The sequence below is a fragment of the Bacillus sp. FJAT-42315 genome (genome assembly GCF_002797375.1).
Classification (GTDB): Bacteria; Bacillota; Bacilli; order Bacillales; family Domibacillaceae; genus Bacillus_CE.
In genome coordinates, this window is the sequence record NZ_KZ454941.1 from 2,244,129 (window position 1) to 2,269,115 (window position 24,987).

At 39.2% G+C, this 24,987-nt stretch carries 22 protein-coding genes; 3 read left to right on the plus strand and 19 right to left on the minus strand.

What is annotated here, in order from left to right; all coding sequences use genetic code 11:
* Nucleotides 1-13: 13 nt before the first annotated feature.
* On the minus strand, nt 14-487 hold the full coding sequence (locus CEF22_RS11020; RefSeq protein WP_100402917.1) for a hypothetical protein: 474 nt from the start codon (nt 485-487) through the stop codon (nt 14-16).
* 75 nt (nt 488-562) lie between these two features.
* On the minus strand, nt 563-1,945 hold the full coding sequence (locus CEF22_RS11025) for an aldehyde dehydrogenase (RefSeq protein WP_100402918.1): 1,383 nt from the start codon (nt 1,943-1,945) through the stop codon (nt 563-565).
* A 179-nt stretch (nt 1,946-2,124) separates the two neighbouring features.
* Between CEF22_RS11025 and CEF22_RS11030 the strand changes: the two genes are divergently transcribed.
* The gene (locus tag CEF22_RS11030; protein WP_100402919.1) at nt 2,125-3,462 is read left to right on the plus strand and encodes a sodium-dependent transporter; all 1,338 of its coding nucleotides are present in this window, start codon (nt 2,125-2,127) and stop codon (nt 3,460-3,462) included.
* Nucleotides 3,463-3,500: 38 nt separating this feature from the next.
* On the opposite strand, the gene CEF22_RS11035 is transcribed toward CEF22_RS11030, so the two are convergent.
* From CEF22_RS11035 to map, 4 genes are all read right to left on the minus strand, one after another.
* Complete coding sequence (locus CEF22_RS11035) at nt 3,501-4,997, minus strand: FAD-dependent oxidoreductase (RefSeq protein WP_232726107.1); 1,497 nt, start codon at nt 4,995-4,997, stop codon at nt 3,501-3,503.
* Between the two features lie 156 nt (nt 4,998-5,153).
* The gene (locus CEF22_RS11040) at nt 5,154-6,164 is read right to left on the minus strand and encodes a metal ABC transporter solute-binding protein, Zn/Mn family (RefSeq protein WP_100402920.1); all 1,011 of its coding nucleotides are present in this window, start codon (nt 6,162-6,164) and stop codon (nt 5,154-5,156) included.
* A gap of 264 nt (nt 6,165-6,428) precedes the next feature.
* On the minus strand, nt 6,429-7,223 hold the full coding sequence (locus tag CEF22_RS11045) for an alpha/beta fold hydrolase (RefSeq protein WP_232726108.1): 795 nt from the start codon (nt 7,221-7,223) through the stop codon (nt 6,429-6,431).
* A gap of 117 nt (nt 7,224-7,340) precedes the next feature.
* Nucleotides 7,341-8,084 (minus strand): type I methionyl aminopeptidase, encoded by a 744-nt coding sequence (gene map / locus CEF22_RS11050; RefSeq protein WP_100402921.1) that lies wholly within the window; start codon nt 8,082-8,084, stop codon nt 7,341-7,343.
* 125 nt (nt 8,085-8,209) lie between these two features.
* Here map and CEF22_RS11055 point away from each other — a divergent pair, with 125 nt between their 5' ends.
* The gene (locus CEF22_RS11055; RefSeq protein ID WP_100402922.1) at nt 8,210-8,884 is read left to right on the plus strand and encodes a glycoside hydrolase family 16 protein; all 675 of its coding nucleotides are present in this window, start codon (nt 8,210-8,212) and stop codon (nt 8,882-8,884) included.
* Nucleotides 8,885-8,931: 47 nt separating this feature from the next.
* Here the strand turns inward: CEF22_RS11055 and CEF22_RS11060 are convergent, their stop codons facing one another.
* Entirely contained in the window at nt 8,932-9,570 is a 639-nt protein-coding gene (locus CEF22_RS11060; protein WP_100402923.1) for an HAD-IA family hydrolase, read from the minus strand.
* 248 nt (nt 9,571-9,818) lie between these two features.
* On the opposite strand from CEF22_RS11060, the gene CEF22_RS11065 reads away from it, so the two are divergent.
* Entirely contained in the window at nt 9,819-10,559 is a 741-nt protein-coding gene (locus CEF22_RS11065) for a YwaF family protein (protein WP_100402924.1), read from the plus strand.
* 44 nt (nt 10,560-10,603) lie between these two features.
* On the opposite strand, the gene CEF22_RS11070 is transcribed toward CEF22_RS11065, so the two are convergent.
* The 12 genes from CEF22_RS11070 to mscL form a co-directional block, all read right to left on the minus strand.
* Entirely contained in the window at nt 10,604-11,332 is a 729-nt protein-coding gene (locus CEF22_RS11070) for a S8 family serine peptidase (protein ID WP_232726197.1), read from the minus strand.
* Entirely contained in the window at nt 11,310-12,980 is a 1,671-nt protein-coding gene (locus CEF22_RS11075) for an ABC transporter ATP-binding protein (RefSeq protein WP_100402926.1), read from the minus strand. Before CEF22_RS11075 ends, CEF22_RS11070 begins: the two co-directional genes overlap by 23 nt.
* Nucleotides 12,981-12,990: 10 nt before the next feature.
* Entirely contained in the window at nt 12,991-13,983 is a 993-nt protein-coding gene (locus CEF22_RS11080; protein WP_100402927.1) for a peptidase U32 family protein, read from the minus strand.
* A 14-nt stretch (nt 13,984-13,997) separates the two neighbouring features.
* Nucleotides 13,998-14,930 (minus strand): hypothetical protein, encoded by a 933-nt coding sequence (locus CEF22_RS11085; protein WP_100402928.1) that lies wholly within the window; start codon nt 14,928-14,930, stop codon nt 13,998-14,000.
* A gap of 37 nt (nt 14,931-14,967) precedes the next feature.
* A complete protein-coding gene (locus CEF22_RS11090) occupies nt 14,968-16,038 on the minus strand; it encodes a YncE family protein (protein WP_100402929.1) in 1,071 nt (356 codons plus the stop codon).
* The gene (locus CEF22_RS11095; RefSeq protein ID WP_232726109.1) at nt 16,038-17,495 is read right to left on the minus strand and encodes a radical SAM/SPASM domain-containing protein; all 1,458 of its coding nucleotides are present in this window, start codon (nt 17,493-17,495) and stop codon (nt 16,038-16,040) included. The genes CEF22_RS11090 and CEF22_RS11095 overlap by 1 nt, the downstream gene beginning before the upstream one ends.
* Nucleotides 17,496-17,503: 8 nt before the next feature.
* Entirely contained in the window at nt 17,504-19,135 is a 1,632-nt protein-coding gene (peaA, locus tag CEF22_RS11100) for a quinohemoprotein amine dehydrogenase subunit alpha (RefSeq protein WP_100402930.1), read from the minus strand.
* A gap of 14 nt (nt 19,136-19,149) precedes the next feature.
* Nucleotides 19,150-19,470 carry a quinohemoprotein amine dehydrogenase subunit gamma gene (qhpC, locus tag CEF22_RS11105; RefSeq protein ID WP_095480167.1) on the minus strand — a complete coding sequence of 107 codons (321 nt, stop codon included), beginning with the start codon at nt 19,468-19,470 and terminating at the stop codon, nt 19,150-19,152.
* Nucleotides 19,471-19,534: 64 nt separating this feature from the next.
* Complete coding sequence (locus tag CEF22_RS11110) at nt 19,535-21,019, minus strand: aldehyde dehydrogenase family protein (RefSeq protein WP_100402931.1); 1,485 nt, start codon at nt 21,017-21,019, stop codon at nt 19,535-19,537.
* Between the two features lie 23 nt (nt 21,020-21,042).
* Nucleotides 21,043-22,095, minus strand: a complete 1,053-nt coding sequence (locus tag CEF22_RS11115; protein ID WP_100402932.1) for a zinc-dependent alcohol dehydrogenase family protein — start codon at nt 22,093-22,095, stop codon at nt 21,043-21,045.
* 199 nt (nt 22,096-22,294) lie between these two features.
* The gene (locus CEF22_RS11120) at nt 22,295-24,163 is read right to left on the minus strand and encodes a sigma-54-dependent Fis family transcriptional regulator (RefSeq protein WP_198508063.1); all 1,869 of its coding nucleotides are present in this window, start codon (nt 24,161-24,163) and stop codon (nt 22,295-22,297) included.
* A 191-nt stretch (nt 24,164-24,354) separates the two neighbouring features.
* Nucleotides 24,355-24,738 carry a large conductance mechanosensitive channel protein MscL gene (gene mscL, locus CEF22_RS11125; RefSeq protein WP_094836588.1) on the minus strand — a complete coding sequence of 128 codons (384 nt, stop codon included), beginning with the start codon at nt 24,736-24,738 and terminating at the stop codon, nt 24,355-24,357.
* Nucleotides 24,739-24,987: the final 249 nt, after the last annotated feature.

The window sequence follows — 24,987 nt, forward strand, 5'->3', positions numbered from 1 at the left end:
CAACCCTTGTTTCTTATAAGTCAACTTGTTCAGCAATTGCATACAAATGTTTCGGGATATCAAAGTCAGGTTTCTCGTTTGGATTGATCCACATCCTAACAATATCGAGTTTATCCAAGCTTAATGACACTTGATTCGTAATGGACTTGATTCGATAAACGTTAGGGTTTGCCATAATAAAAATGGTTGGGGCTGTTGCTGTTTGTTGAAACCGCATTAGCTTTTCCATTTGATCAGCCACGTGAGTTCTTAGCTGACTATTATCAAAAACAACATCTGCTTTTTGCTTTTTGCTTTTTGACCCTTTCGCTTTGACAACAACAGTCCAATGATCTTTTTTTGCCACTACATCCGGTTCTGTTGGCGAGAGGGCGTGTTCCACTTGCCAACCCATCTGCTCAAAATAATTCGCCGCTGCTACAATCACTTCTTCTTGATTCAGTATACACTCATCTGGCACTTTTAAATCAGCTATGCTCACCGGCATATTCTTCACCTCAGTTAAAGTCTTGTCTTTATTAATGTCATTCGACGCGGACAATATTTTCCCTTTAACTAATCTTTATTTCATAATTTTTTTCAGCCATTTTACTTTATCTCCATATGGCGGAAAAACGATCGAATGACTGAGCTTCGTACTTTTTTTCATTACGCTTTTTTGATGAGAAAAGGCGTCAAAGCTATGCTTTCCATGATAACTGTTCATACCTGAAGAGCCCACTCCACCAAATGGTAAATAAGGACTTCCTACATGAGACAAAGTGTCATTCACACAACCTCCCCCAAAGGAAATTGCAGATAAAACCTTCTCCTCTACCGCTTCATTTTCTGTAAATACATACAACGCCAGCGGTTTCGGATGTTTATTTACTTCGGTAATGACGTCATTTAACTCTTGATAGCTCAATACCGGCAAGATCGGTCCAAATATTTCATCTTGCATCGCAGCATCCGTCCAATCAACCGAATGCAAAATCGTTGGTGCGATAAATAAATCGTTTCGATCAAACTCGCCACCATAAAATATTTTAGATCGGTCTTTTTCGAGGATCTCCACTAAACGATCAAACTGTTTCCCATTCACAATTCGGCCGTAATCAGGGCTTTCTTGAGCGTTCTTTCCGTAAAAATCAATGATTTCTTTCTTCAATTGTTTTAGAAAATCTTCTTTAATATTATGATGAACGAGTAAATAGTCAGGTGCGACACAAGTTTGTCCGGCATTAACAAACTTTCCCCAAACAATTCGTTTCGCTGCTGTTTGTAAGTCAGCAGTCCGATCAATAACAGCCGGGCTTTTCCCTCCAAGCTCAAGCGTCAATGGAACAAGGTTGCGACTCGCTGCCTCCATCACAATTTTTCCTACTGGTACACTCCCTGTGAAAAAAATATAATCAAATGGGGCATGAATGAGCGTAGATGTCGTTTCTTTCTCTCCCTCAATCACTTGAATATAGCTCGAGTCAAAGGCATGTTCGATCATTTCTTTCACTAAAGCAGCGGTATAAGGTGTATGTTCAGACGGTTTAATGACCGCACAGTTGCCAGCTGCGATCGCTCCAATTAATGGTTCAATCACAAGCTGAAACGGATAATTAAAAGGGCCGATAATTAAAGCGACGCCATACGGTTCTGACTGTATCCAGCTCTTCGCTGGCAATTGATAGACAGGTGTTTTTACTTTGATTGGAGCTGCCCATTTCTTTAGATTCTTTAATACATAATTAATGCTATCTAATACTAAACCGACTTCTGTCGCATACGCTTCGAATTCACTTTTTCGCAAATCTTGATAAAGCGCCTCCATAATTCGCGGCTCATATTGTACAATTATTTTCTTTAATTGCTGAAGTGCCTTTAGTCGAAAAGTAAGATCTTTCGTTTCTCCTGTATGAAAGAACTGTTTTTGGTTATTAATTGTCTCGTAAATTTGTTGTTCGTTCATAAACGTTCCTCTCCATTCACAATCAATTTCCTCGTCTACTATCACTTTACCCTTTTCCCTTTATTTTTCCCAATGATATGAACGCAGGATTTTTTTGAAAAATGCGATTATGTTCTTTTCTATTTAATTAAAGTAGTATATGATGATTAAATATTAAGAAGAGAAATGGAGATTTAACAATGAATCAAACTGAACAATGGACATCAAAGATTGGCTTTATTCTAGCCTCAGCCGGTTCTGCTATTGGGATTGGAGCGATTTGGAAGCTCCCTTATGTAGCTGGCACGAGTGGCGGTGGAGCTTTCTTCCTTCTCTTTCTTTTGTTTACTGCATTAGTGGGGCTTCCTTTATTACTTGGGGAGTTCGTCATTGGTCGAAGCACGCAAAAAGAAGCGATTCGGGCTTACGAACATATTGCTCCTAAATCGTTTTGGCCAGTGACTGGATATATTGGAGTAATTACATGTTTTATCCTTTTATCCTTTTATAGTGTGGTTGGCGGTTGGATCTTACAGTATTTATTATTTGGAGTAACTGGTAAACTTCAAGCAACAAGCGACTTTGCTTCGCTGTTTGGAGAAACGATCTCATCCCCACTTTGGTCAATAGGCGCTCAATTAGCGTTTTTACTTATTACGATCATCGTTGTCTCACGTGGTATTCAAAATGGAATTGAAGCAGCAAACAAATATTTAATGCCTGCTCTTTTCGTCATCTTTATTGCGATCATTATTCGCTCATTAACATTAGATGGAGCAATGAACGGAGTGGAATTTTTCTTAAAGCCTGATTTCACGAAGCTTACTTCTGAAGGTGTATTGTTTGCTATGGGGCAGTCTTTCTTCTCATTAAGTGTGGGAGTCTCTGTCATGGTGACATACAGCTCCTATTTAGATAAAACACAAAATTTACCTAAATCAGCTGTTTCTATTGCTAGTTTAAATATCTTTATTTCTTTGCTAGCAGGATTAGCGATTTTCCCAGCCGTGTTTGCATTGGGAGTAGAACCGACAGCAGGACCAGGATTATTATTTATCGTTCTACCTTCAATTTTCCAACAAATCCCTTTCGGCTCAGTGTTTTTAATCTTATTTTTAGCACTGTTTTTATTTGCTACACTTACATCTGCTTTTTCGATGCTCGAAATTATCGTTGCTTCGATCGCCAAAGGAGATTCAACGAAACGAAAGAGTCTTTCTTGGATCATTGGATTATTGATCTTTATCGCTGGTATCCCTTCCGCTCTATCATTCGGTGTCCTCAGTGAGATCACTTTCTTTAATAAAAGCATTTTTGATGCAGCAGACTTTTTAGTCAGTAATATTTTAATGCCTTTAGGTGCTTTTTTAATCGCGATCTTTGTCCCATTGAAGATGGATAAACAACTGCTAATTGAAGAATTATCCAAAGGTGCAGGAAACGTAAAAAGTTGGTTCGCTTTATGGCTGCTACTATTACGTTTTGTTGTACCGATCATCATTATCATCGTCTTTCTTGATGTCACTGGTCTTATTTAATACTAAAAAAATCGTCCTTCATACAGAGGACGATTTTTTCATTCCTTCAACTTCTTTAATGGCTCGATCGCTGGTCCTTCGATCACTTCCCCTGATACAGAAAACCGAGAGCCGTGGCATGGGCAATCCCATGTTTTTTCGGCATCATTCCATTCACATTCACACCCTAAATGCGTGCATGTCGTATCCACAAGATGGACCGTGCCATCTTCTTCTTTAAACGCCCCTGCTCTCGTTCCATTCCAATTGATCACCATGCCTGTATTAGCCGGTAACTCCTCATTATTTTGCAGAAAATAGTCCAGCTTACCTTTAACAAATTGAGCGGCTACATCGCTATTTTGCTTCACAAAATTCCCCAAACTAGGGGCCGCTTTAAAGCGTTGTGGAGAAAATAATTCTTGATAGCGATTTTGCTTGTTTAAAATTAAATCTGAAATGAGCAACGACGAGACAACACTTGATGTCATCCCCCATTTTTTAAAGCCAGTAGCGGTGTAAATATGTTCGGCATTATTCACTTTACCAATGTACGGAAGGTTATCTAGCGTCATTAAATCTTGTGTCGACCAAGTAAATAATAATTCTTTCATCCCAAACTCTTTTTCTGCGAAATCAATTAATGCTTGATACCGCGCTTCTGTCGGCTGCCCTTTCCCTGTTTTATGTCCCTCTCCACCGATGAGCAACACTTCCTCTCCTCGGTACATCGCACTTCTCACAGAACGGATCGGTTTTTCAGCTGTTATATACATTCCGGCTGGAACTGCTTTTTGTGGCTTGATTGCGATAATATAAGAACGATCGGCATGCATTTTCGTGAAATAAAAGCCGCTATCATAAAAAGGGAAATGGCTCGCAATTACAATTTCATTGCCTACCGCTTTCATCCCCTCTGTCGTAATGACAGCAGGTCTTTCTCCTTTTTCTATATCTTTTGCCACAGTATGCTCATAAATTTCTCCTCCATGCTCTGTAATAAACTGTACTAGCGGAAGTAAAAATTTAAGCGGATGAAACTGCCCTTGACCGTTCATTTGCACCGCTTGTTTAAAAGGGGTTTTCCATGGTAGTGTCGTCGCTATCGACCCATCAATGCTTAGCGCTTCATAGCTTTGTACCTCTTGCTTCACAGCTTCTACTTCTTTTTCTGAATTCGTATATACGTAAGCTGTTTCATCCATCCAGTCGCAATCGATCGCTTCTTCCTGAATCGTTTGTTTCACCCAAGCAATCGCTTCTTGATTCGCTTCATAATATAACTTCGCTTGCTCTTTGCCAAAGTTTTGCATAAGATCATGATAAATTAAATGATGCTGAGCTGTCATTTTAGCAGTTGTATGGCCCGTCGTTCCGTTTACAAGCTGTGATCCCTCGATTAAAACAATTTTTTTCTTTGCTTTCGTTAATAAATAAGCGGTAATAATCCCTGTAATACCGCCACCCACAATAACAACATCTGCAAATACCATCTGATCGAGAGCTGGAAATGAAGGGAGCTTCACCTCTTGTTCCCATAATGTTTTTCTAGTCAATTTAATTCCTCCTGTTCCATTCGGCTATCTATTATCATGCCAAACCCGTAGGAAAAGTATTCCAAACAGCAAGGAAGATTTTTCACGTAGCAAAAAACCTTGCCTCTTTCCTATGACATGTGATGCTTCATCTTAGAAGAGGCAAGGCTCTGATCTTTATTCTGTTGCTTTTTTCAATGTTTCAATGTTGTTTTCCATTAAAGTGATGTAGTTGTCTTTGTTCGCTTCATCTTCTTTTGTTAATACCGCTAAATTATGAATTTGTAACGCTTCTGCATTCAATTCATTTTGCACTACTTTAGCCACTTTCGGCGTCACATTTTGCTCAAAAATCACGTATTTAATCTGATGCTCTTTCGCTGTTTCCACCATTTCTGTTAATTGCTTCTGTGAAGGCTCGTTCGTTGGAGATAAACCAGCTACACTAATTTGCTTTAAACCATAATTAGCTTCCCAGTAGCCAAAAGCAGCGTGAGACACAAGAAATTCTTTACGCTTAGCGTGATCAGCCATTTCATGGAATTGCTCGTCTAACGTCGATAATTTTTGTTTTAACGACTCAAAATTATTTTCAAACTCGGACTTATGTTTAGGTTGAAGATCTACTAACTGATTTTTCACCACTTCCGCCATTTGTATCGCTAATGTTGGATCAATCCATACGTGAGGATCGATACCTCCATGGTTATGACCATCATCATGACCATGATCCTCATGTTCATGAGTACCGTGCTCCTCATGTCCCACCTCTTCTTCATGAGCATGCATTTGTTGATGGGCATCTAGGTCGAGGGTTTTACCAACCTCGATCACTTTAACTTTTTCATTTTTCATCGATTCTTGTATTTTATCTCCAAAAGGCTCTAGTCCTAGACCGTTATACATAAATAAATCGGATTGTGCAATATTGATCATCGTTTTCGGTGTCGGCTCATATGTATGAGCATCTACCCCTGCAGGTAAGACACTTTCCACCTCAACAAACTCTTGACCGATTTCTTCAGTGAAGAACGTTAAAGGATAGATCGTTGTATACACTTGTAATGGAGCGTTTTGTTCGTTAACTTTCTTGTTTTCCTTAGTCTCTCCTACCTTTTCAGTTGAACACCCGGCTATAATAAGCATGATCGCTGATAGCATAAAAATCATTGAAAATATTCGTTTCATCCATTCTCCTCCTCATTCCTACTGCTAACTGTATGAAATTATATCGAAATGATTCCGTTTTGTAAATAGTAATTGTTACGATTTAATAAAAAAACGAAAGCTCCTCCACCTTTGTGAAGAAGCTATGCATTTCTCCCGCATTAACGGGCTGTAAGACTCCCCCCTCAACGTTGAGGAGGGATCAACAGCCCGTAAACGCCCGATCGGTTCAACTAACAATCAGTGGGGGATGCCCCCCACTGATTGAAGTTTCACTTTATTTTATTACTGCGCTTCTTTAATTTCATTTCCATTATTCAACAGAAAATCAATAGAAACTTCATTAAATTCTTTGCTTTTTTCGACATTGCATACGTGACCACAATTATTAATTAATGTAAACGTGGCATATGGATCTTCTGCAATATCCTTTTGAAGCTGCTTAATAAACAAATGGTCTTCCGCTCCGGAAACGTATAGCTTCGGTACGCCTTTTGAGCTTTCCGGTACCCCTCTATACACCTCTTCTACCGTATCCACTAAGTCGAACCAAGCAAGAAAGTCTGGACGCTTCATTTTTGTCGCCTGGCTAATAAATAAGGAGCGCGATCTGCGGTTCATTTTCCCCGGCATAATAATATAGGCACAAAGCTTATAAATCCATAAGAAAGGAGTGAATGATTTAATCATTTTTCCAACTTTAATCAAAAATTTTGAGAAGAGGTTGAAGTGCGTGATCGCTCCAGCCATCACAGCTGAATACACCCGTTTCGGCGCTATTTTAAAGATCGAATGAATCACAATCGTTCCTAAAGAGATGCCGATAAAATGGGCTTTTTTAATGAATAAATGGTCGAGTACATGTAACACTTCCTGTGCGGCTACATCAATATTAAAATGTTTGGGATCTTCTACACTCGGACTCTTTCCATGTCCGTGAAGATGAACAGCCAGTATATTAAAATGTTTTTTCAAGGATTTAAGATTACTATAAAAGATGCTAGAATTTCCACCCATACCATGAATGAGCACTACATATTTATCCGAATTCGCATGTTCATATAACTTATAATCTAACAATGCATTTAACTCCTTTACTGAATGAAAAAACTGTCGATTCCTTTAAGGATACATTATTTTATTGCTCGCTACAATAAAAAAGCTGAATCTAATATGTTTCAGATTCAGCTTTTTTGATTATTTTGTTAAAATCAAGGGTTCGCCTTTTGTAATCACAATCGTATGTTCGATTTGTGCCACTAGACTGCCATCTGGTGTTTTGTACGTCCAACCATCTCCACTTTCGACAATCATTTCTGCTTTTGTTGAAACGAACGGCTCAAAAGCAATAACCATACCTTCTTTTAATAGAGCATTATCCCACGGATCAAAATAATTTAAAATATGATCCGGTGCTTCATGAAGAGAGCGTCCAATTCCATGCCCTGTTAGATTTTTAATGACCGTAAACCCTTCTCGGCGAGCGGCATTCATAACCGCTTTCCCGATTTGATTTTGCTTAGAGCCGGCCTTCGCTTTCGTTAAGCCATGTTCAAAAGCCATTTCGGCCGCTTGGCATAATTTTGTTAAAACCGGATCCCCTTCACCCACAACGAAAGAAATACCTGTGTCTGCAAAATATCCATCATAAGACCCCGAAACATCGATGTTTACAAGATCTCCTTCTTGAATGATTCGATCTCCCGGAATCCCATGGGCCACCTCATCATTCACACTAATACAAGTGAAGCCTGGAAAATCATACTCACCCTTTGGACCAGAAATGGCTCCGTGTTTAGCAAATAATTCTCCACCTAATACATCTAATTGTTTTGTCGTCACACCTGGCTTTGTCGCTGCACGCATTTCATCTCGTATTTCAGCCACAATCTTACCAATTTTTTTTAACGCTTGCAGTTCTTCATCATTTTTAATAATCATAAATAAAACTCTTCCTTCTTTTTTAATGTCTCTTTTATATTACTATACAGAAACAGGATAAGCTTGAAAAGTGTTTACTATTATATTATATTTACTAAAAATGCATTTTAAGGTTAGGAATAATCATGAAATCGAAATTATTGCTTCTTATGTTAATTGTTGCTGTTGTTGCCGTCAGTTCTTTTTGGATCAATAATGCTATCCTTCTTCACACATTTAATAGAACAGTAGAAAACTTTGATACTTTTGATCATGCTAAGTGGGAAGTAAGAAAGGAATTTCCACTTGGCCATGGCTTATTATTAGCTGATCAAGTGAGCCATGAACGTGGAAAAGTCATTTTGTCACTTTCTGACCAAGAAGGAAATGGTGGGGAAATTCGTACGAAGGAAACCTTTCAATACGGTCGGTTTGAAGCTGACATTCAAGTAGCCGATGCTCCTGGGTCGATCACTGGCTTTTTTCTTTATGCACCACCTGATCTTTATCATGAAATTGACATCGAAATATGGAACGACTCTAGCGGAAAAGTGTTGTTTACCGTTTATAAAGATGGAAAACAAGCGAAACAAGCGACTCATCAATTACCTTTTGATCCAACAAAGGATGTACATCGCTACAGGTTCGATGTATTACCAAATAAATTGAGCTTTTATATTGATGGAGAAGAAATACAATCATGGAAAGGCCAATTTAGTTCAAAGGAAATGCAGCTGATGATCAACAGCTGGTATCCTACTTGGTTGGAGCAGCAACCAGCCAACGAGCCGAAAACAATCATTGAACAAGTGAGTTATTAAAAGGATACCCATTGAATGAGTATCCTTTTTCTTTGATTAAAAATGATTCAATTGACACTCAACTTAGAGACAATCGGTAATACTTCTGTCGGATTTTCGGCAATATAATCCGGTTTTGCCTTTAAGGCCACTTCCGCATCGTCATAGCCCCATCCAGCCCATACTACTTTAATGCCCGCTTTATTACAAGCAGTGATATCGCGCTCTTCATCACCGACATATAACGCATCAGCCGGCGTTAGTTTATACTTGTTCAACAGCTTTTTAATCATTTTGTCTTTGCTAAAAATAAATTTAGAACATAAAATTTCATCAAAATAGTCTACTTGATGTGCTTTTAACGATTGACTAATAATGTCCTTAGCATTAGAGGAAATAATCGCTAATCGATATCCCTTTTCTTTTAATTCATCTAAAAGCTCTTTAACGCCTGGGAAAAACTGAAAACCAACACCAGACTCCCTCACATAACGATAAAGCTTCGGAGCGGCAAATGGGATGTTTCGTAAAGGAAAATTCAAATACTTACATCTTTCCGGAATAGACATCTTGCTCAAAGGTTCTAAATCCGACTCTTGCACAATTCGATAGCCTTCCTTTGCAGCCATTTCATTATAAGCTTCAATAAAAAGCGTTAATGAATTCGCTAATGTTCCATCGAAATCAAATACAACATATTTTGGCATCCGTCACACCACTCCTTGTTTGATTGCCTCACTTTCCCTCAATTATATCAGTATTTCAGAACATGCACACCGATTCCACTGTTAATTAACAATCAATTAACAAATATATTGGATCATTCGTGTGATGTCGCTCATATACTGACAGCTTATTCAACCAGTTATTAAATGCTTCTACAACTACATTCGTTCATTTATAACAACACTCTTAACAAAATATGTTAAACTATTGCCGTAGGGGGGAGAAATATATGGAATGGTTCGGTGGGAGTAATGAACAATTTCCTTTTCAAATGTTTTCGACTAGTCATATAGCTATTTTACTTATTGTACTTTCCAGCGTCGTTTTTATGTATATGTTTAAAAACTACTTAAAAACACTTCAGTTAAGGTACGTTGAACTTGGAGTAGCGCTTTTGTTGTTGATATTGGAAATCACTTATCATGTTTGGATGCTTACAACCGATAGTTGGAAGCTTAGCCACTCCATTCCTTTAGAATTATGTAGCATTAGTTTATTTTTAACCATTTTCTTATTAATAACTAAGAAAAAAATCGCCTATGAAATCTTATTATTTACTGGTTTATTAGGGGCTTCACAAGCATTACTAACTCCTTTCTTAACATTTGATTTTCCACATTTCCGCTTTTTTCATTTCTTCATCACACATATGTTTATTTTTTGTACGCCCTTTTACTTTACATGGATTAAAGGCTATCGACCGACCATTTATTCCGTTTTCAAAATGTTGATCTTTTTAAATATACTCATGCCTTTTATTATGCTCCTGAATGAGAGCGTCGACGGTAACTACTTGTACTTACATCATAAGCCAAAAGGGACGAGCCTACTCGATCTATTAGGCCCTTATCCTTGGTACATCGTCTCCTTAGAATTTCTCACTTTCGGATTAAGTGTAATCATTTGGCTGACGTTTAGAGAAAAAGAACGAAAAATAAAGGTAAAAGGGACTTTTCAGCGAGAAGTGTAAATCACTAAAAAGAGCATCTGTTCAAAGCTAGATGCTCTTTCCTTTTAAACAGCGTGTTGCTTACCCAATTTGATTAGTAAATCATCCATTTCTGCGATCGTTCTCACTTTTGGATATTTCTCCTTAATCTTAGCAATCATACCTGTCACATGAGCCGCTGCAAAACTATGCCCTTGATAATTAAATTTTTGTAACGGCCCTTCTAAATTTCTAGGCACACCAATCGTCTGAAAAGAAACCGGCTCATTAGGCGAAAACTGAAACACCCCTCTTCTTCCGCTCTTGGCACTGCACACGCCATAAACAGATGGATAATGGCCTGGCCAATACAAATTATTTTGTTCATCGCATGCCGAAACAATAATTATGCCCGCTTCGTTTGCTTGATGACAAATATGCTGAAATGTCGGAATGTCTTTATTAACCCCTAAGCTCAGATTGATCAGATCTATTTTCTGCTCTATACACCATTCGATCGCCGTACATAACACTTCAATATAAGTCGTGAGTCGATCATGAAAAATTTTCACTGCCCATAGCTCTGCTTCTGGTACCTGCTCTTTAATCACTCCTGCAACAGCTGTTCCGTGTCCGAGTTTATCTTGAAACTCTTCCTCACTTACGATCTTTCCAGCATCGTTTACTCGAAAGGCAATCCCTCCATTCACCTTCCCAATATGCGGATGCCATTCATTGATTCCACTATCAATATGAGCGATTTTGATCCCTTGTCCATTTCCCCACTTTCCTTCATCCATGCAAAGTTGATACATGCTCACTAGCCAACTCCCCTCTTATCGGTTTCCATTCTTTTTTTGATAAATCAACGACGCGATCTAACCATGCTAAATGATTATGGCGATGGGTAATGACAATGACGGTTTTATCGTGAAAGTATTCGTTTAATTGTTGAAATAACTGACGCTCTGATTCGATATCCAAGTGACAAGTGGCTTCATCCAAAATATAAATATCTGCCTCTTGCAATAAGGCTCGCGCCAACAAAAGACGTTGCCTCTGTCCAGCGGATATCGTAAGTCCACGCTCACCAAGCTGTGTGTTCATTCTCTCAGGCAATGCCTGAATCCAGCTAGTCAATCCCATCCACTCGATTACTTGCTCCAATTCAGCTGCTGTCGCTTGTTTCTTTCCTAATCTTAAAAAGTCTTCAATCGTCATACACCAAACTGGGTGATCATGTGTCACAATACAAACTTTGTTATACCAGCTTGCTTTAGAAAAGTTATGGATATTTTCATCGTCCAAGTAAATCGCTCCGTTAATAGGCTCATAGATTTGTGCTAGTAGCTGAGCAATTGTGCTTTTCCCCTTACCATTTTCTCCAATAAGACCGACTTTCTCTCCTGATCGAATGTCAAGGCTAAACTCTGTTAAAATCGGCTGCTGTGGCTGGTGAAAAAAAGAGACGTGTTCCAAACGAATGGTATGAAAGGTCTTTGGCACTACTTTTCCTTCCATTTGAATAGGTAGAATTTGAAAAAACTCATTTACTCGTTGAATGGATGCTCGTCCTTTTTGAAACTTCATATATAGCTGAGCCATTCCTTGAACAGTCGCAAACAAGCTAGCCTGATAAGCCATAAAAGCAAGCAAAGCTCCTAATGTCATCTGTCCACCAATGACTTGTTGCCCTAAAAACGCTAGCATGAATACAGCAGACCCCATTAAAACAAACTGCGGAATCCCTTGTGCCCACGCATTGGTAAACATCACTTTCATATTTTGCTTATTTATATCCTCTAACTCTTCTCTAAACTGCTGCTTGAGCTGTTTTTCGATATGAGCGGTACGGATAAAGTTCATCGATGAAAACGTCTCATATAGAAAACTTTGATTTTTCGCTGATAATTTTCGAAATTCCATTTGATTGATAAAAATCAAACGCCGAAATTTTTGAACACCGATTACTAATAAAGGCATAAATAAAAATGATAACAAGGTTAAACGCCAATCTAAAAACAATAATAATGCCACGTTAAAGACAAATGTTAAGCTAATCGTAAATAGCTGCAACATATTTTCTGTATAAAGACGCTGTATTTCTGTGAGATCTTCATTCATTCGAGATAAGATATCTCCCGTTCGATTTTTGGAAAAGAAATCAAATGGGAGATGAAGTAAATGATGATAAAATATCGTTCGCATATCAACCGTGATCTGCAAGCTCATGCGAAAATACAGAAACCTCGTCAAAAGAGCGATTCCATAACCGATAGCTGCTACTACGACGGCTAATGTTAAAGTAAGCGAGAAGGAATACCGTTTGGCAATCAATACTTCATCGATAAAAAACTTGCCGATCATCGGCTGGATCGATGTAATGAACGTCGAAACAAGTCCCATTAAAAACACGAATAAAAATATGAAACGATACGGTTTGATAAAGGAAAACATCTTCATCTCTTTCACCTCAGCGATAATAACACATCAGTCCAGATTCACAGTATTGAGGCTGATTACGAACGCTTCGTGCTATTTGCTTTATTTCCTCTTCCACAGCTTGCTTTCGAACATGATCGACCACGGCTTTCACCATCTGAACACTGGCCAACTTTCTATAAGGCGCTCCTTCACGACCGACGATCTTTAACGAATCCACGCCCATATGAAATAGTTTTCCGAGTGAACATAAACCACACGGTCCGAGCGGTAGTCCGTCAGAAGCAATTTGACAGTTACAGTCATTGACAAACCAAACAAATTCGCGATAATCATTCACTTGCTCAGTTAATTTCGCCATTTCTCGCGAAGACAATTGTTTATTTCCATCCGCATGAAACGCTTCGTATTCCCATTGTGACTGTGCACAAAAAGCACCTGCTGAATGAGTCGTCATACAAAAGCTTTCTTCATACACACAACCATCATTCAAGATAAACACTTCTAACTCTATATCCCCAGCCGCTTCTTTTAATGTAGGGATTTCATTTAACTGAACACTTCTAGGAAGAATAATTCGTTCCACTCCCATTTGCTTATACAGTTCAATACTCCCTGTATTCATTGGAGCTGCTAAACTGCTCACATGGATCGCAGCGTTTGGTACCTTCTCTTTCATGGCAATCATTAACCCTGGGTCACTGACGATAAACGCTCGTACACCAATCTCCTCTGAACAATGTTTAATTAAATCGATCAACATCGGATATTGTTTTTCCATATAATAAGGAGCATTTAACGTTAAGAAAATCGGGATGTTATAGCTCTCTGCTTGTCGTACCGCTTCTTGTAAATCTTGAAAAGAAGGGAAGCCGGCGTATGGATTACGACGATTAATCCATACACCTGGCGAATACTGTTCCATCCATTCATTTGGAGTAATGCCACAATAAAATTCTTCCGCTCCATTTTCAGCTAACATTTCTACCTCTTCTTTTGATCCAAGCGGTGCTAAAATTTTCATGTTTTCACCCTCCTTTACACAGGGATCCGTATACTATATACAGCCCGCGCATGTTCGATTGTTTGTAAACTTGTAAATCCAGCTTTGACCAATCCTTGATCATGACTATAAAAAGCGGTCGTCCCTTTTTGAAACACCCGATTTTTCATATCTCTATGGAGCTTATTTTTCAGTTCAAAAATATATAGTTGGCATTGTTGCTTGCATTCCGGATCACCACGGAACTTGTCCATTCTATCCGTATCCATAAAACCAACCATACACGCACTTCCACTCGCTACACAGCCAAACGGAAAATGCAAGCCAATCGTTTTCTCTGATTCTTTCGCACTTAGCGAATTCCCTTGAATCAATTGATCAAATTCGTATCCTATCACTTTTCCGTCAGCTAAAAATTGTTCAAAGGCTGTAGAAAACAAACCGGTACTCTTAAAAAAATCTTTCCCTTCTTCCGGTGCATTGCTCTCATTATAATAATGAGCCACCCGCGGATCACGAATCGATTTATTCAATAACCTTCCAATCACTAAATGAAGGTTCGAAAAATGTTCTTTCGTATAGTAATAAACACCCCAATCATTGACGATGATTTCGATCGGCTTCTCCTGTTGCTTCGCTTCTTCATTTAAAAAAACGAACAGTTCATGAAGTTGCTGATATTTGTCCTCATGTACATAGGGGGTAGCAAAAGAGAAATCGAGATCATTTTCTAAGCAAAACTCCCACGCTTTTTTAAGATTTTTCAAGGAAGGAATGCGGTATTGACAAAACTCAGAACCGAAAATGATCCGATCAGGGGTCGATATTTCTCCAAACACCTCCTTCCACCCTTGAAAAAAGATTTCCTGTAATTCAGTTTCGATTTCATTCTGTGATTCAATCGGATTCCACGGCTCCTTCGCATACTTTAAATCTCGAATCGATTGGATTGCTACTGAAAGCTTCATAAATCAACCACCCCTTTTCGTCTGCTGATGATGCCTATTATTTTTGAATTTTAATCACTTTAAGATCTAAACTGTCGGTTGGAATGGTCAATTTTGTCTCAACTTGTAAATCTTTATTAGCAATGATAAAATCATTTCCCGCACCGCTAAAGTATAGTTTTTCTTCATCAGCACTTAAATTGACGCCATACATACTTCCAACTGGCGGTATGGCTTCTTTCACAACCTTTTGCGATTTAATATCCACCTTATACCATTTATTCAATGTCGTGTAAGCGAACTCTTCTTTTTGATCGATGATCGCTGAAAACATTCCGATCGGCTCTCGATCGTATTCTAATGTTTTGAGTTCACCTGACGCTAAATTCATCCACATAATCCCTTCAGTCACACGCCCATCCGGATATTGCTTCATTAATGGAATCGAGTTAATTCCATTTTCTCCTCTCGGGAAAAGCATCAGAAAGTTGCCTGATCCATCCGCTTCATTTTCAGGGTGTTTAATGCCTTGTTTCAACGTCAGTTCCATATTTTTCACATTTAATTCATGAACATCATATCCCCAAACGTATATAATATTCGGGTCTCCTTTTTTAAATTGCAGTACGTGGGTACCATAAGGAGCCTCTACACTGCGCTTCTCTTCTTTACTAGCAATATCAATTTCTATAATCTTGCTCGGGTGAGTTTTAAAACTATTCCGCCTTTTCTCTCCTTGGGTGACGAATGCATACGCTGTTTTCCCATCAGGTGAAATCGTACTTCCCCATACACGACGATCTAACAAACCTTGATCTGTTCTTGCTTGAAGATTGATTTCAGACATTATTTTATTTTGCATCGTATCGACTACATACAGCGATTTGCGATCATTCGCTAAAAACAAACCAGTCTTACCATCTTCTGAAAAGCTCATATCTCGAACTGGTCCCTTTACTTTAATACTTTCCATGACTTTCGGAGCGGATGGATCAATCGGAATGATTTGTCCATATCCTGAAATATAGACTCTTTCTATATAATTCTCTTCTGCTCTACTGAAAGAATTGGTACTTCCGATCATTAGCAATAAAGTGAGTATGAAAAATGAAGCTGTTTTTTTGAACATTAGTTGCTCACACACCTCTCTTTTGTAGTGCCGCTTATTTTTTCTAAAAATGTAGGATTGTGTTGCAAAATTTTCACATACGCTTTTAATCCAATCGTGATCCATTCGTGCATCCAGTTACAGTAATGAGCATTAGGTGCTCGATAATCCCCTTGCCTTTCCATCGCTTCATAATAGCAGCCGCCAGAACAAATATGCTTTAGCGCACAAGAGTGACACGTTGGCTTACGATCGACATGTAACTCATCCAACATGTTCGCTCTTTTCTTCTGATCAATCCCGAAGAAAATATCTCCCATTCGGAATTCTTCATTTTCGTTAAAGCGATGACATAAGAACAAACCGCCATCAGGACTCACAGCAAAAAAGCCTAGTCCTGCTCCACACCCGTACGCTTTATTTGTCCCGATATGCAGCTCTTTTAATAAATTCGTTAAATTAGAAAAACCAACATATTCATTTTTCAACGCATGTTCAACAAATAAATCCGTTAGTTCTTCAAACTGACGTAATAGCTCCTTTAAATCTTTATCATTTAATGCAAGATTCATATTCGTCTCTGTGACTGGAGCGAACCCGACCTCATAAAATCCTTTAGATAAAAGATGCTTTAAAGATGTTTCGAGCTTTTCAAAGTCTTTGACAACTGTCACACGAGTACCAATCGGAGCAGAATTGTGAATGTTCATTAATTTTTCGACGTTTTGACTGACGCGATCATATGATCCTTGACCTCCCGCCAATGGTCGATGTCGGTCATGCGCTTCTTTTGTTCCATCCATACTCACTGACACCATGACTTTGTATTGATGGAGAAAAGCCATTTGTGCTTCCGACATTTTACTGCCATTCGTTGTTAACGAAAATCCAACCCTTTTGCCATACTTTTCTCCTTCTACTGTTGCCTGTTCCACCACATACTTTAACGTTTTCCAGTTTAAAAACGGCTCCCCACCAAACAACACAATATTGACTTCCTTTTCATCAAAGCTATTCTCCATTAAAAAGCGAATTGCTTGATCCGCCGTTTCAACAGACATATACTTTTGCGGTGCCCCGTATTCTCCATCACCCGCATAACAATACGTACAGCGCAAATTACATTCGTTGACCAAATGAAACACGAGCGTTTTCACCGGCATATTTTCCGTTGTGGATGGTGGAGGCGGAGTCATAGAAAACCGTTGCTGACGATCGTTTTCTCGTTGAATCATCTCCATCTGCTCAAGCTCCGTTAACACATGAGTGAAAGCTGGATTCTTTTGCAATAAACTGGTCTCAGAAAGGGTCCATGTATCAGCCACACGTTCTCCATGTTCAGTAAAAGTTTGAACCATATTTTTCGATAACCCATCCAGTTCAATAATATTTCCTGTTAACCCATGAAATAAATATTCCTTATTTGCGACTTCAAATTGAATATAATTAGTTAACGTGACGTTTGCGATAGCGGCCAACTCCTTTATTAGTGAACATTATTCACATAGTCTGGTACGGTAGAGATATGATGCGTTTTAGCGGTTAAGCTTTTTCCATCAATCGTCACTTTCGCCTGTACTGTAGCACTTCCTACATTTTCTTGAACAAATTCTCGGTTCTCATTTAAACCTTCTGCTTCCGGTGTGTATAAACCATTTTCTGCTAGTTCGCCAATGTATGGGCGATCATCTCGCGGAGCATTCTCTTCTGGGTATGTTAATAACGACCATTCGGCATCCACCGGACCAAGATTCAAGTCGTCTTTCGAGTCTTTCTTTCCATCTTTTCCGTTACTGTAGGCATAAGCAACATATTGAATACTCACTTTATCCATTGGCCCTGCCCCTCCCATTCGGGAAACACCATAACTAGGCTCAACTTTTATATAATCAGCTTGATCGTAAACTATCATCTTTTCATGGACCTTTACCTGTTCTCCACTTAGCATAAAAAATCCAGTTTCTGCTTTTGGATCGACTTTCACCTCAATCTCTGCTTGATCGTCGGATATTGCTGTTAAATTGGCTACTTCTACTCCTTTAGGTAAAGATAATGATTCTGGTTTTAATTTCTTTAAGTTCATTCCATAAAAAGTTACTTTATTCGTCACCCCTTTTTTCCATGCGAAAGGTGCTACGTGAAAAATTTCCGGTGTTTCCGTTTGAACTTTGTAATACGTTTCTTCCGCTGTAATGCCAAGGTCATCTACCTTTGACCAGTCTCCTTTAATTAGGTTGTCGCTCGTCACATTATACGTTCCGTTGATTTTGCTTTCTCCTTGTTTATAATGTGAGCGCAGCATGTAGCCAGAGAAAATTTTCATATCCCCGCTAAAGCTCTCTTCTTTACCATCTTTAATAAAGCGGACTTTTTTCTCTTCGGTATAACCTTTTTCCGATTTTGAAAATTCACTGTCTCCAATGTAATAGCCTTTCGTTCCTTGAAAACCAGCGACTTTCCATTTCCCTGTCACATCGTATTCTTTTCCTTTCCACTGCTCCCAAGCCTCAGACTCTTCGCCATAGTTTTTCGCTAAATACTCAAGCGCTTTTTCCGCTTCCGTTGGCCAATCCATATGACGGTGATTTAAATAAATAGATGGATACATCACAAGGTGGAAGTCTTTTAAGTTCTTCCACTCCTCTTCTGTTCTCCGCTGTGCTTCGAACCTTCCACCCGCATGACAGCCAATACAGCTTTGAGTCACACTTTCGTTTTCAGGCATCGGCTCGGAATAAGATGGTTTATTCGCTAGCCAATATTGAACTTTCTCCGCCTCTTCCGGAGCTAATCCTCTTTCTCTACTCAAGTCCATTACGAGCTGCTCTCTTTCTTCATCTGTGATCTTTAAACCATGTATTCTTTCCATTCGAGCAATCGTTTGAGCCCAACCTTCTGGAGTTTTCCTCATGTACTCAATGCGTTCAAACTTGCCTGATTGATCGACCGCATGACAGCTCACACAGCTTTTTTCCACTTGTTCACTAACAAGCACATTTGATGAGACCGTTTCAACTTCTTCACTATTCTGTTTATTTGTTGCAGAATCTGAACAAGCCACTAATAAGGCCATAAAACTAGCGATAACAATGACCAGCATGATATATTTTTTTCTCATGGCACGACTCCTTCTTAAGGTTTCACATACGTTAATTTTCGCCAATCATTCGCAGCGACCGGACACTCATCTGCCCAATTTCCATAATTGGTTAATCCATCAGGTACTTGAGCTGCCCACCAACAATCTCCATAACAACCGTAAATGTCTTTATAATGCGGTTGGCATACACCTTCTAAGCTCATTCCAGAAAAGTCTGTTTCCCACCCTGGATCAAACAAGCTTGTACATCCCATCGGAAGCAAGGCTAATCCTTGTACCTCGGGCTTCTTTTCAAGGTCAACCGTTTGTTCAATCATCTTTCCTTTGAAATTCAAAGGTTTAATATGCTTCATTGACACTGCTCCTTTCTTCTTTTAGAAAAGCTGGTCCGCTATAAGCGGACCAGACTTGTCTAAATTATTCGTTTAAGTCCACCCATACACTTTTTACTTCTGTATAAGCATTTAACGCGTAAGACCCCATTTCTCTTCCTAAGCCAGATTGCTTAAAGCCGCCGAATGGACTCGCTGCATCCAACGCGTTATAGCAATTCACCCAAACTGTTCCTGCTTTAATTCGCTGAGCTAAATAGTGAGCACTTTTTAAGTTTTCTGTCCATACGCCTGCCGCTAATCCAAAGTTTGTATTGTTTGCGCGCTCGACCAAATCGTCTAAGTCATCAAATGGCATGGCTGAAACGACGGGTCCGAAAATTTCTTCTTTAGCAATTGTCATGGAATCGTTTACATCAGCGAAAATAGTCGGTTGCACGAAGTACCCTTGATCAAACGGCACTTTTCCACCTGTTAAAATTTCTGCCCCTTCTTCTTGTCCCTTTTGAATATAGGACATGACGCGTTTTTGCTGTTCGTCTGAAACGAGTGGTCCCATTTCTGTTGTTGGATTGATCCCTTGACCTTGCTGAATTTTTTCAGCATGACTCACCATATCCGCTAGGAAATTATCGTATTTCTTTTTCTGAATAAACAGTCGAGAACCGGCACAACACACTTGTCCTTGGTTAAACATAATACCGAATAAAGCTCCTGGTACCGCTTTACTAAGGTCGGCATCTGGTAAAATGATATTCGGTGATTTTCCTCCTAGCTCAAGCGTGACTCGTTTCAATGTTTCTGATGCTTGTCTCATAATCGATTTTCCAACTGGTGTCGAACCAGTGAAAGCGATTTTATCGACTTGCGGATGGTTTACTAATGGAGCTCCTGCTGTTTCTCCAAAGCCAGGAACGACGTTGATAACACCATCAGGAAACCCAACTTCTTGCGCAAGCTGAGCTAAATAAAGAGCTGATAATGGCGTTTGCTCTGCTGGCTTTAAGACAACTGTACAACCTGTTGCCAATGCCGCTCCTAATTTCCAAGCCGCCATCAATAATGGGAAGTTCCATGGAATAATTTGCCCGACTACCCCTACAGGCTCATGTCGAGTGTAGTTCAAATAATTACCTGCAACCGGGATTGTTTGTCCCATAATCTTCGTTGCCCACCCAGCAAAGTAACGAAAATGTTCAATCGCAAGCGGCACATCTGCTGCCGATGATTCACGAATCGGCTTTCCGCTATCTAACGTATCGAGCTGTGCTAATTCTTCTTTATTCTCCTCCATCTTGTCAGCCAATAAATAAATGAGACGACTCCGCTCCGCTGCACTCATCTTTGACCACGGACCACTGTCAAATGCTCGTCTTGCAGCTTGAACAGCTTGTTCAATATCTTGCTCCATCGCTTCACTGACAACAGCAAGCACTTCTCCAGTTGCTGGATTATACGTTTCAAATTTTTTTCCAGAAGCGGACTCAACCCACTTTCCATTAATGAATAGCTTTTTCGTCCCTTTTAAAAATTCCTCTACACGTGGTGAAATGTTGATTGTTTTTTCCATTTAAATCTCCTCCTCATGTTTATTTAGAAACGGTCAATAACGACAGAACCTACCGTTCCATATTCATGCATAGACGCTAAAACACTGCTCGCTTCTTCTAAAGGAATGGTTCTTGAAATCAGTTTTTCTGGATGGAGCTGGCCGCTTTCTACCATTGCCAGTAAGGCTTTATAGCGATGAGCTTGCATTCCTAGGGAACCTTTTATTTGCAATTCTTTCGCAACGATTAAGTCAGTCGGCAATGAAATCATCCCTCCCTCTGCTTGAGTCGTTAATCCGACTTGAACATGAGTGCCTCGATTTCTTAAACTCAAAATCGAATTCCGACAAGTTTCAGCAATACCTAGCGCATCATACGTAATATCACTTCCACCACTTGTGATGTGCATGATCGCCTCAACAGGGTTCACTTCTCTTGAATTAACTGTCGCCACCGCACCAAGTTGTTTCGCCATTTCTAACTTTTGATCATCAATATCGACAACAATCACCCTTGCTCCGAGTGTAGAAGCGATCTGTAGAGCCGCTAAGCCTACTCCACCAGCTCCATAAATGGTAAAATAATCGCCAGCTTTCACACCCGAAATATCTGCTACTGCATGGAAGCTAGTCATAAACCGACAACCTAAAGAAGCTGCCGTAGTGAAGTCAATGGAATCGGGTAAATGAACTAAGTTTTGGTCTGCAAGAGGGACTCTCGTAAACTGAGCATAAGACCCATTACACGCAAAGCCTAAAATCGTTAAACTTTCGCAGACGTTTTGATGCCCTGTTTGACAACAATCACAACTTCCACATCCTAAACTGAATGGAATAACGACTCGATCTCCTCTTTTGAAATGTTTTACGTTCTTTCCTACTTCTTCAATGACTCCTGCAAATTCATGACCAAGAATATGAGGCAATTCCGGCTTTAAGCCGAGCCATTCCCAATCTCCTACCCATCCGTGCCAATCACTACGGCACACTCCATTGGCTTTCACCGCTACAATCACATCATCTGGGCCACATTCAGGATCAGCTACATTTAAAACTTTCAGCGGTTTATTAAACTCTTCCATAACAGCAGCTCTCATCTTCATTCCCCTCCTTGAATTTTCTGAAAACTCATTTACTAGAAGTGAATCCTTAAATGTCTATGAGCTTACCTACATAAATGCAAATCTTGTGCCAAAGAAAATACATTGATTATTCTATATTTTCTGACTATTTTTTGTTCAGTTGTTCAAAAAAATAAACAAACTGTTCAACGGCAATTGAACAGTTTGTTTATTTTCAGTAGGAAATATTGTATTTTTTTAGACGATTATACAATGTGCCTCGCGAAAAGCCGAGCATCTTAGCAGCTTTTGTTACATTAAAATTCGTTTGCTTTAACATTTGAATAATATTTTCTCGTTCATGTTTCTCCGTCCCAATGTCTGGTAAATTATTCACTAACACAAATGGAGTCGATCTAAGCTCTTGTAAATAATCAGGTAAATGATAGATTTCGATGATGTCTCCATCCACAAATAGTACGCTATATTCAATCGCATTGCGAAGCTCTCTAATATTACCTGGCCAATCATACGTTTGTAGTACTTGTACGACCGATTCACTAAATTGAATACGCCCAGCTAGCTGGCATTGCTCTAAAAAATAATCGGCTAACGGAAGAATATCTTCTTTCCTTTCTCTAAGCGAAGGAATCGGTAAGTTAATCACACTTAATCGATAATAAAGGTCTTCTCGGAAAGTACCTTCTTGAATCATTTGTTTTAAATCGCGGTTTGTCGCTGCAATAATTCGAACATCGACTTTTCTAGGTTTATATTCTCCGACTCTTAGCACCTCTTTTTCTTGCAACACTCGCAATAGCAATGGTTGAACGGTTAACGGAATTTCTCCAATTTCATCCAAAAATAACACACCGCCATCCGCTGCTTCAAATAACCCTTTCTTTCCTTCTTTTAATCCTCCTGTAAAAGAGCCTGGTGCATAGCCAAACAATTCACTCGCTGCGAGTTCATGGTTAAGAGAAGAACAATTAAATGTAATAAAAGGCTTCTCTCTTCTATCACTTAATCGATGAATCGTTTGACTAAATACCTCCTTTCCCGTGCCGCTCTCTCCAGTTAGCAATACAGGCACATGGCTTGGAGCTACTTTTTTAATTTTGGAAAAGAAAGATAGAAACGGAGCGCTCTGCCCGATCACTCCATCTTCATGTTGTGAGGTTTGGGTGGACATCTTTGTAGTAGGTTGCCGAGATGAATGTTTAGGGAGTTGGACGATGATGCCGATGATTTTTTCGTTATCAATAACCGAATGCACCTTTCCTTCAGGTTGTCCATGTAAAAAGGGCAAAGGTGCATGCTCGTTATCTGTCTTTTTCTTACTCTGCAGTTGCTGAAAGTATGTGTCCCAATCAAAAGCAGATTTCCATATATACTGAAAAGATTTAGATGAGTGATTAGAAGCAACCATGTCCCCATCCTCATCAATCGCGAGTAGCCAATCTTGTTGGGTCTCATGTTTTTTCTTCATAAAGACTTCTTTCAATATACTTGTTTTTCTGTGAACACGATTCAACATGTCTAAATGAATCCCCTCCGCAACCGCCTTTGTCAGCAGCAAGCTTTGTTTATGGAAATGTTCATCATTGCTCGTCAAGTCAAGAACGCCTATTAGCTTCTTTTTAATAGGATGAAAAATAGGTACGCCCGCACATGAAAACGCTTTCCAAGCATCACAAAAATGCTCCGCCGTATGAATCGTCACCGGCTGTTTTGCGGCTAACGCTGTGCCGATCGCATTTGTTCCTGTCACTTCTTCATGCCAATTCGCTCCCGGATAAAAGTTAGCTTCTCGCAATTGGTCATGTAACTTCCCTTTCATCCTTACACCAATCATTCTGCCGCGTTCATCCGCTAGTCCAAAAGCATAGTAGTCCTCAATCTCCCTCTCCATTCGAGAGTAGACCATTGAAAAAGATTGATAAAGGTTATCATGTTGTTTGATTTTGTTTATATCTTCCTCGGTTAACACAAGAGGTGCAGAATTAAGGGTTTCTGATACTTCGCTTTTCCGACTTCTTTTCCAAGACTCCATAATCGTTTTCGGTACTTCTTGATTAATTAAACGAAAATGATGATTCCTCATTCTGAATACCCTCCTCTTATCATTCCTTTTCCATGCTATGTACTTACATAAAGAGTATATCATTCGAAATATTCCGTCAATTAATACGACAAACAAATACTATAAAAGACAAGCTTTCCATCATTCATAATTAAAAAGGAGCAGGAAAAGTCACTTTTCCCCGCTCCTATATCCCAATAATCCAACTCAAATTATTTTTGCGCTTTTAATAAGTCTCGAATTTCTGCTAATAGCACTTCCTCTTTAGAAGGTGCTGGCGGTGCTGCTGGTTCCTCAGCTTTTTCTCGCTTAGCGGTTAGTTTATTAAATAACTTAATAAAAAGAAAAATCGAAAAAGCAATAATTAAAAAGTCCACAATCGTTTGAATAAACGCCCCATATTTAATCGTCGCCTTGTTATAAGTAAAGGCTAAATCCGTAAAGTTGACTCCTCCAAGAAGCAATCCAACCAGCGGCATAATCACATCTTCCACAAGCGACGTTACGATTTTACCAAAAGCTCCACCGATAATCACCCCAACTGCTAGGTCAATGACATTCCCACGCATCGCAAATTCCTTAAATTCCTTTAGCATAAAACCCCTCCATTCACTAATAATTTCTCTCTAACTATAGCAAAAAATGGGGAAAGATAAAGAAAATAAATTATTATGAATTTTTCTTTCTTGTTTCTAAACTTCTTTAGACAAAATAAAACAAAAGCAGGATATACTCCTGCTTTCAGTCGTGATGTTGTTTCTGCTTGACTCTCTCTTCTATTCTTCTAAATCTTTCATTGCGTTTTTTCTCTGAAAAAAACAGCCCTGTCAACAGAGCGATAAAAA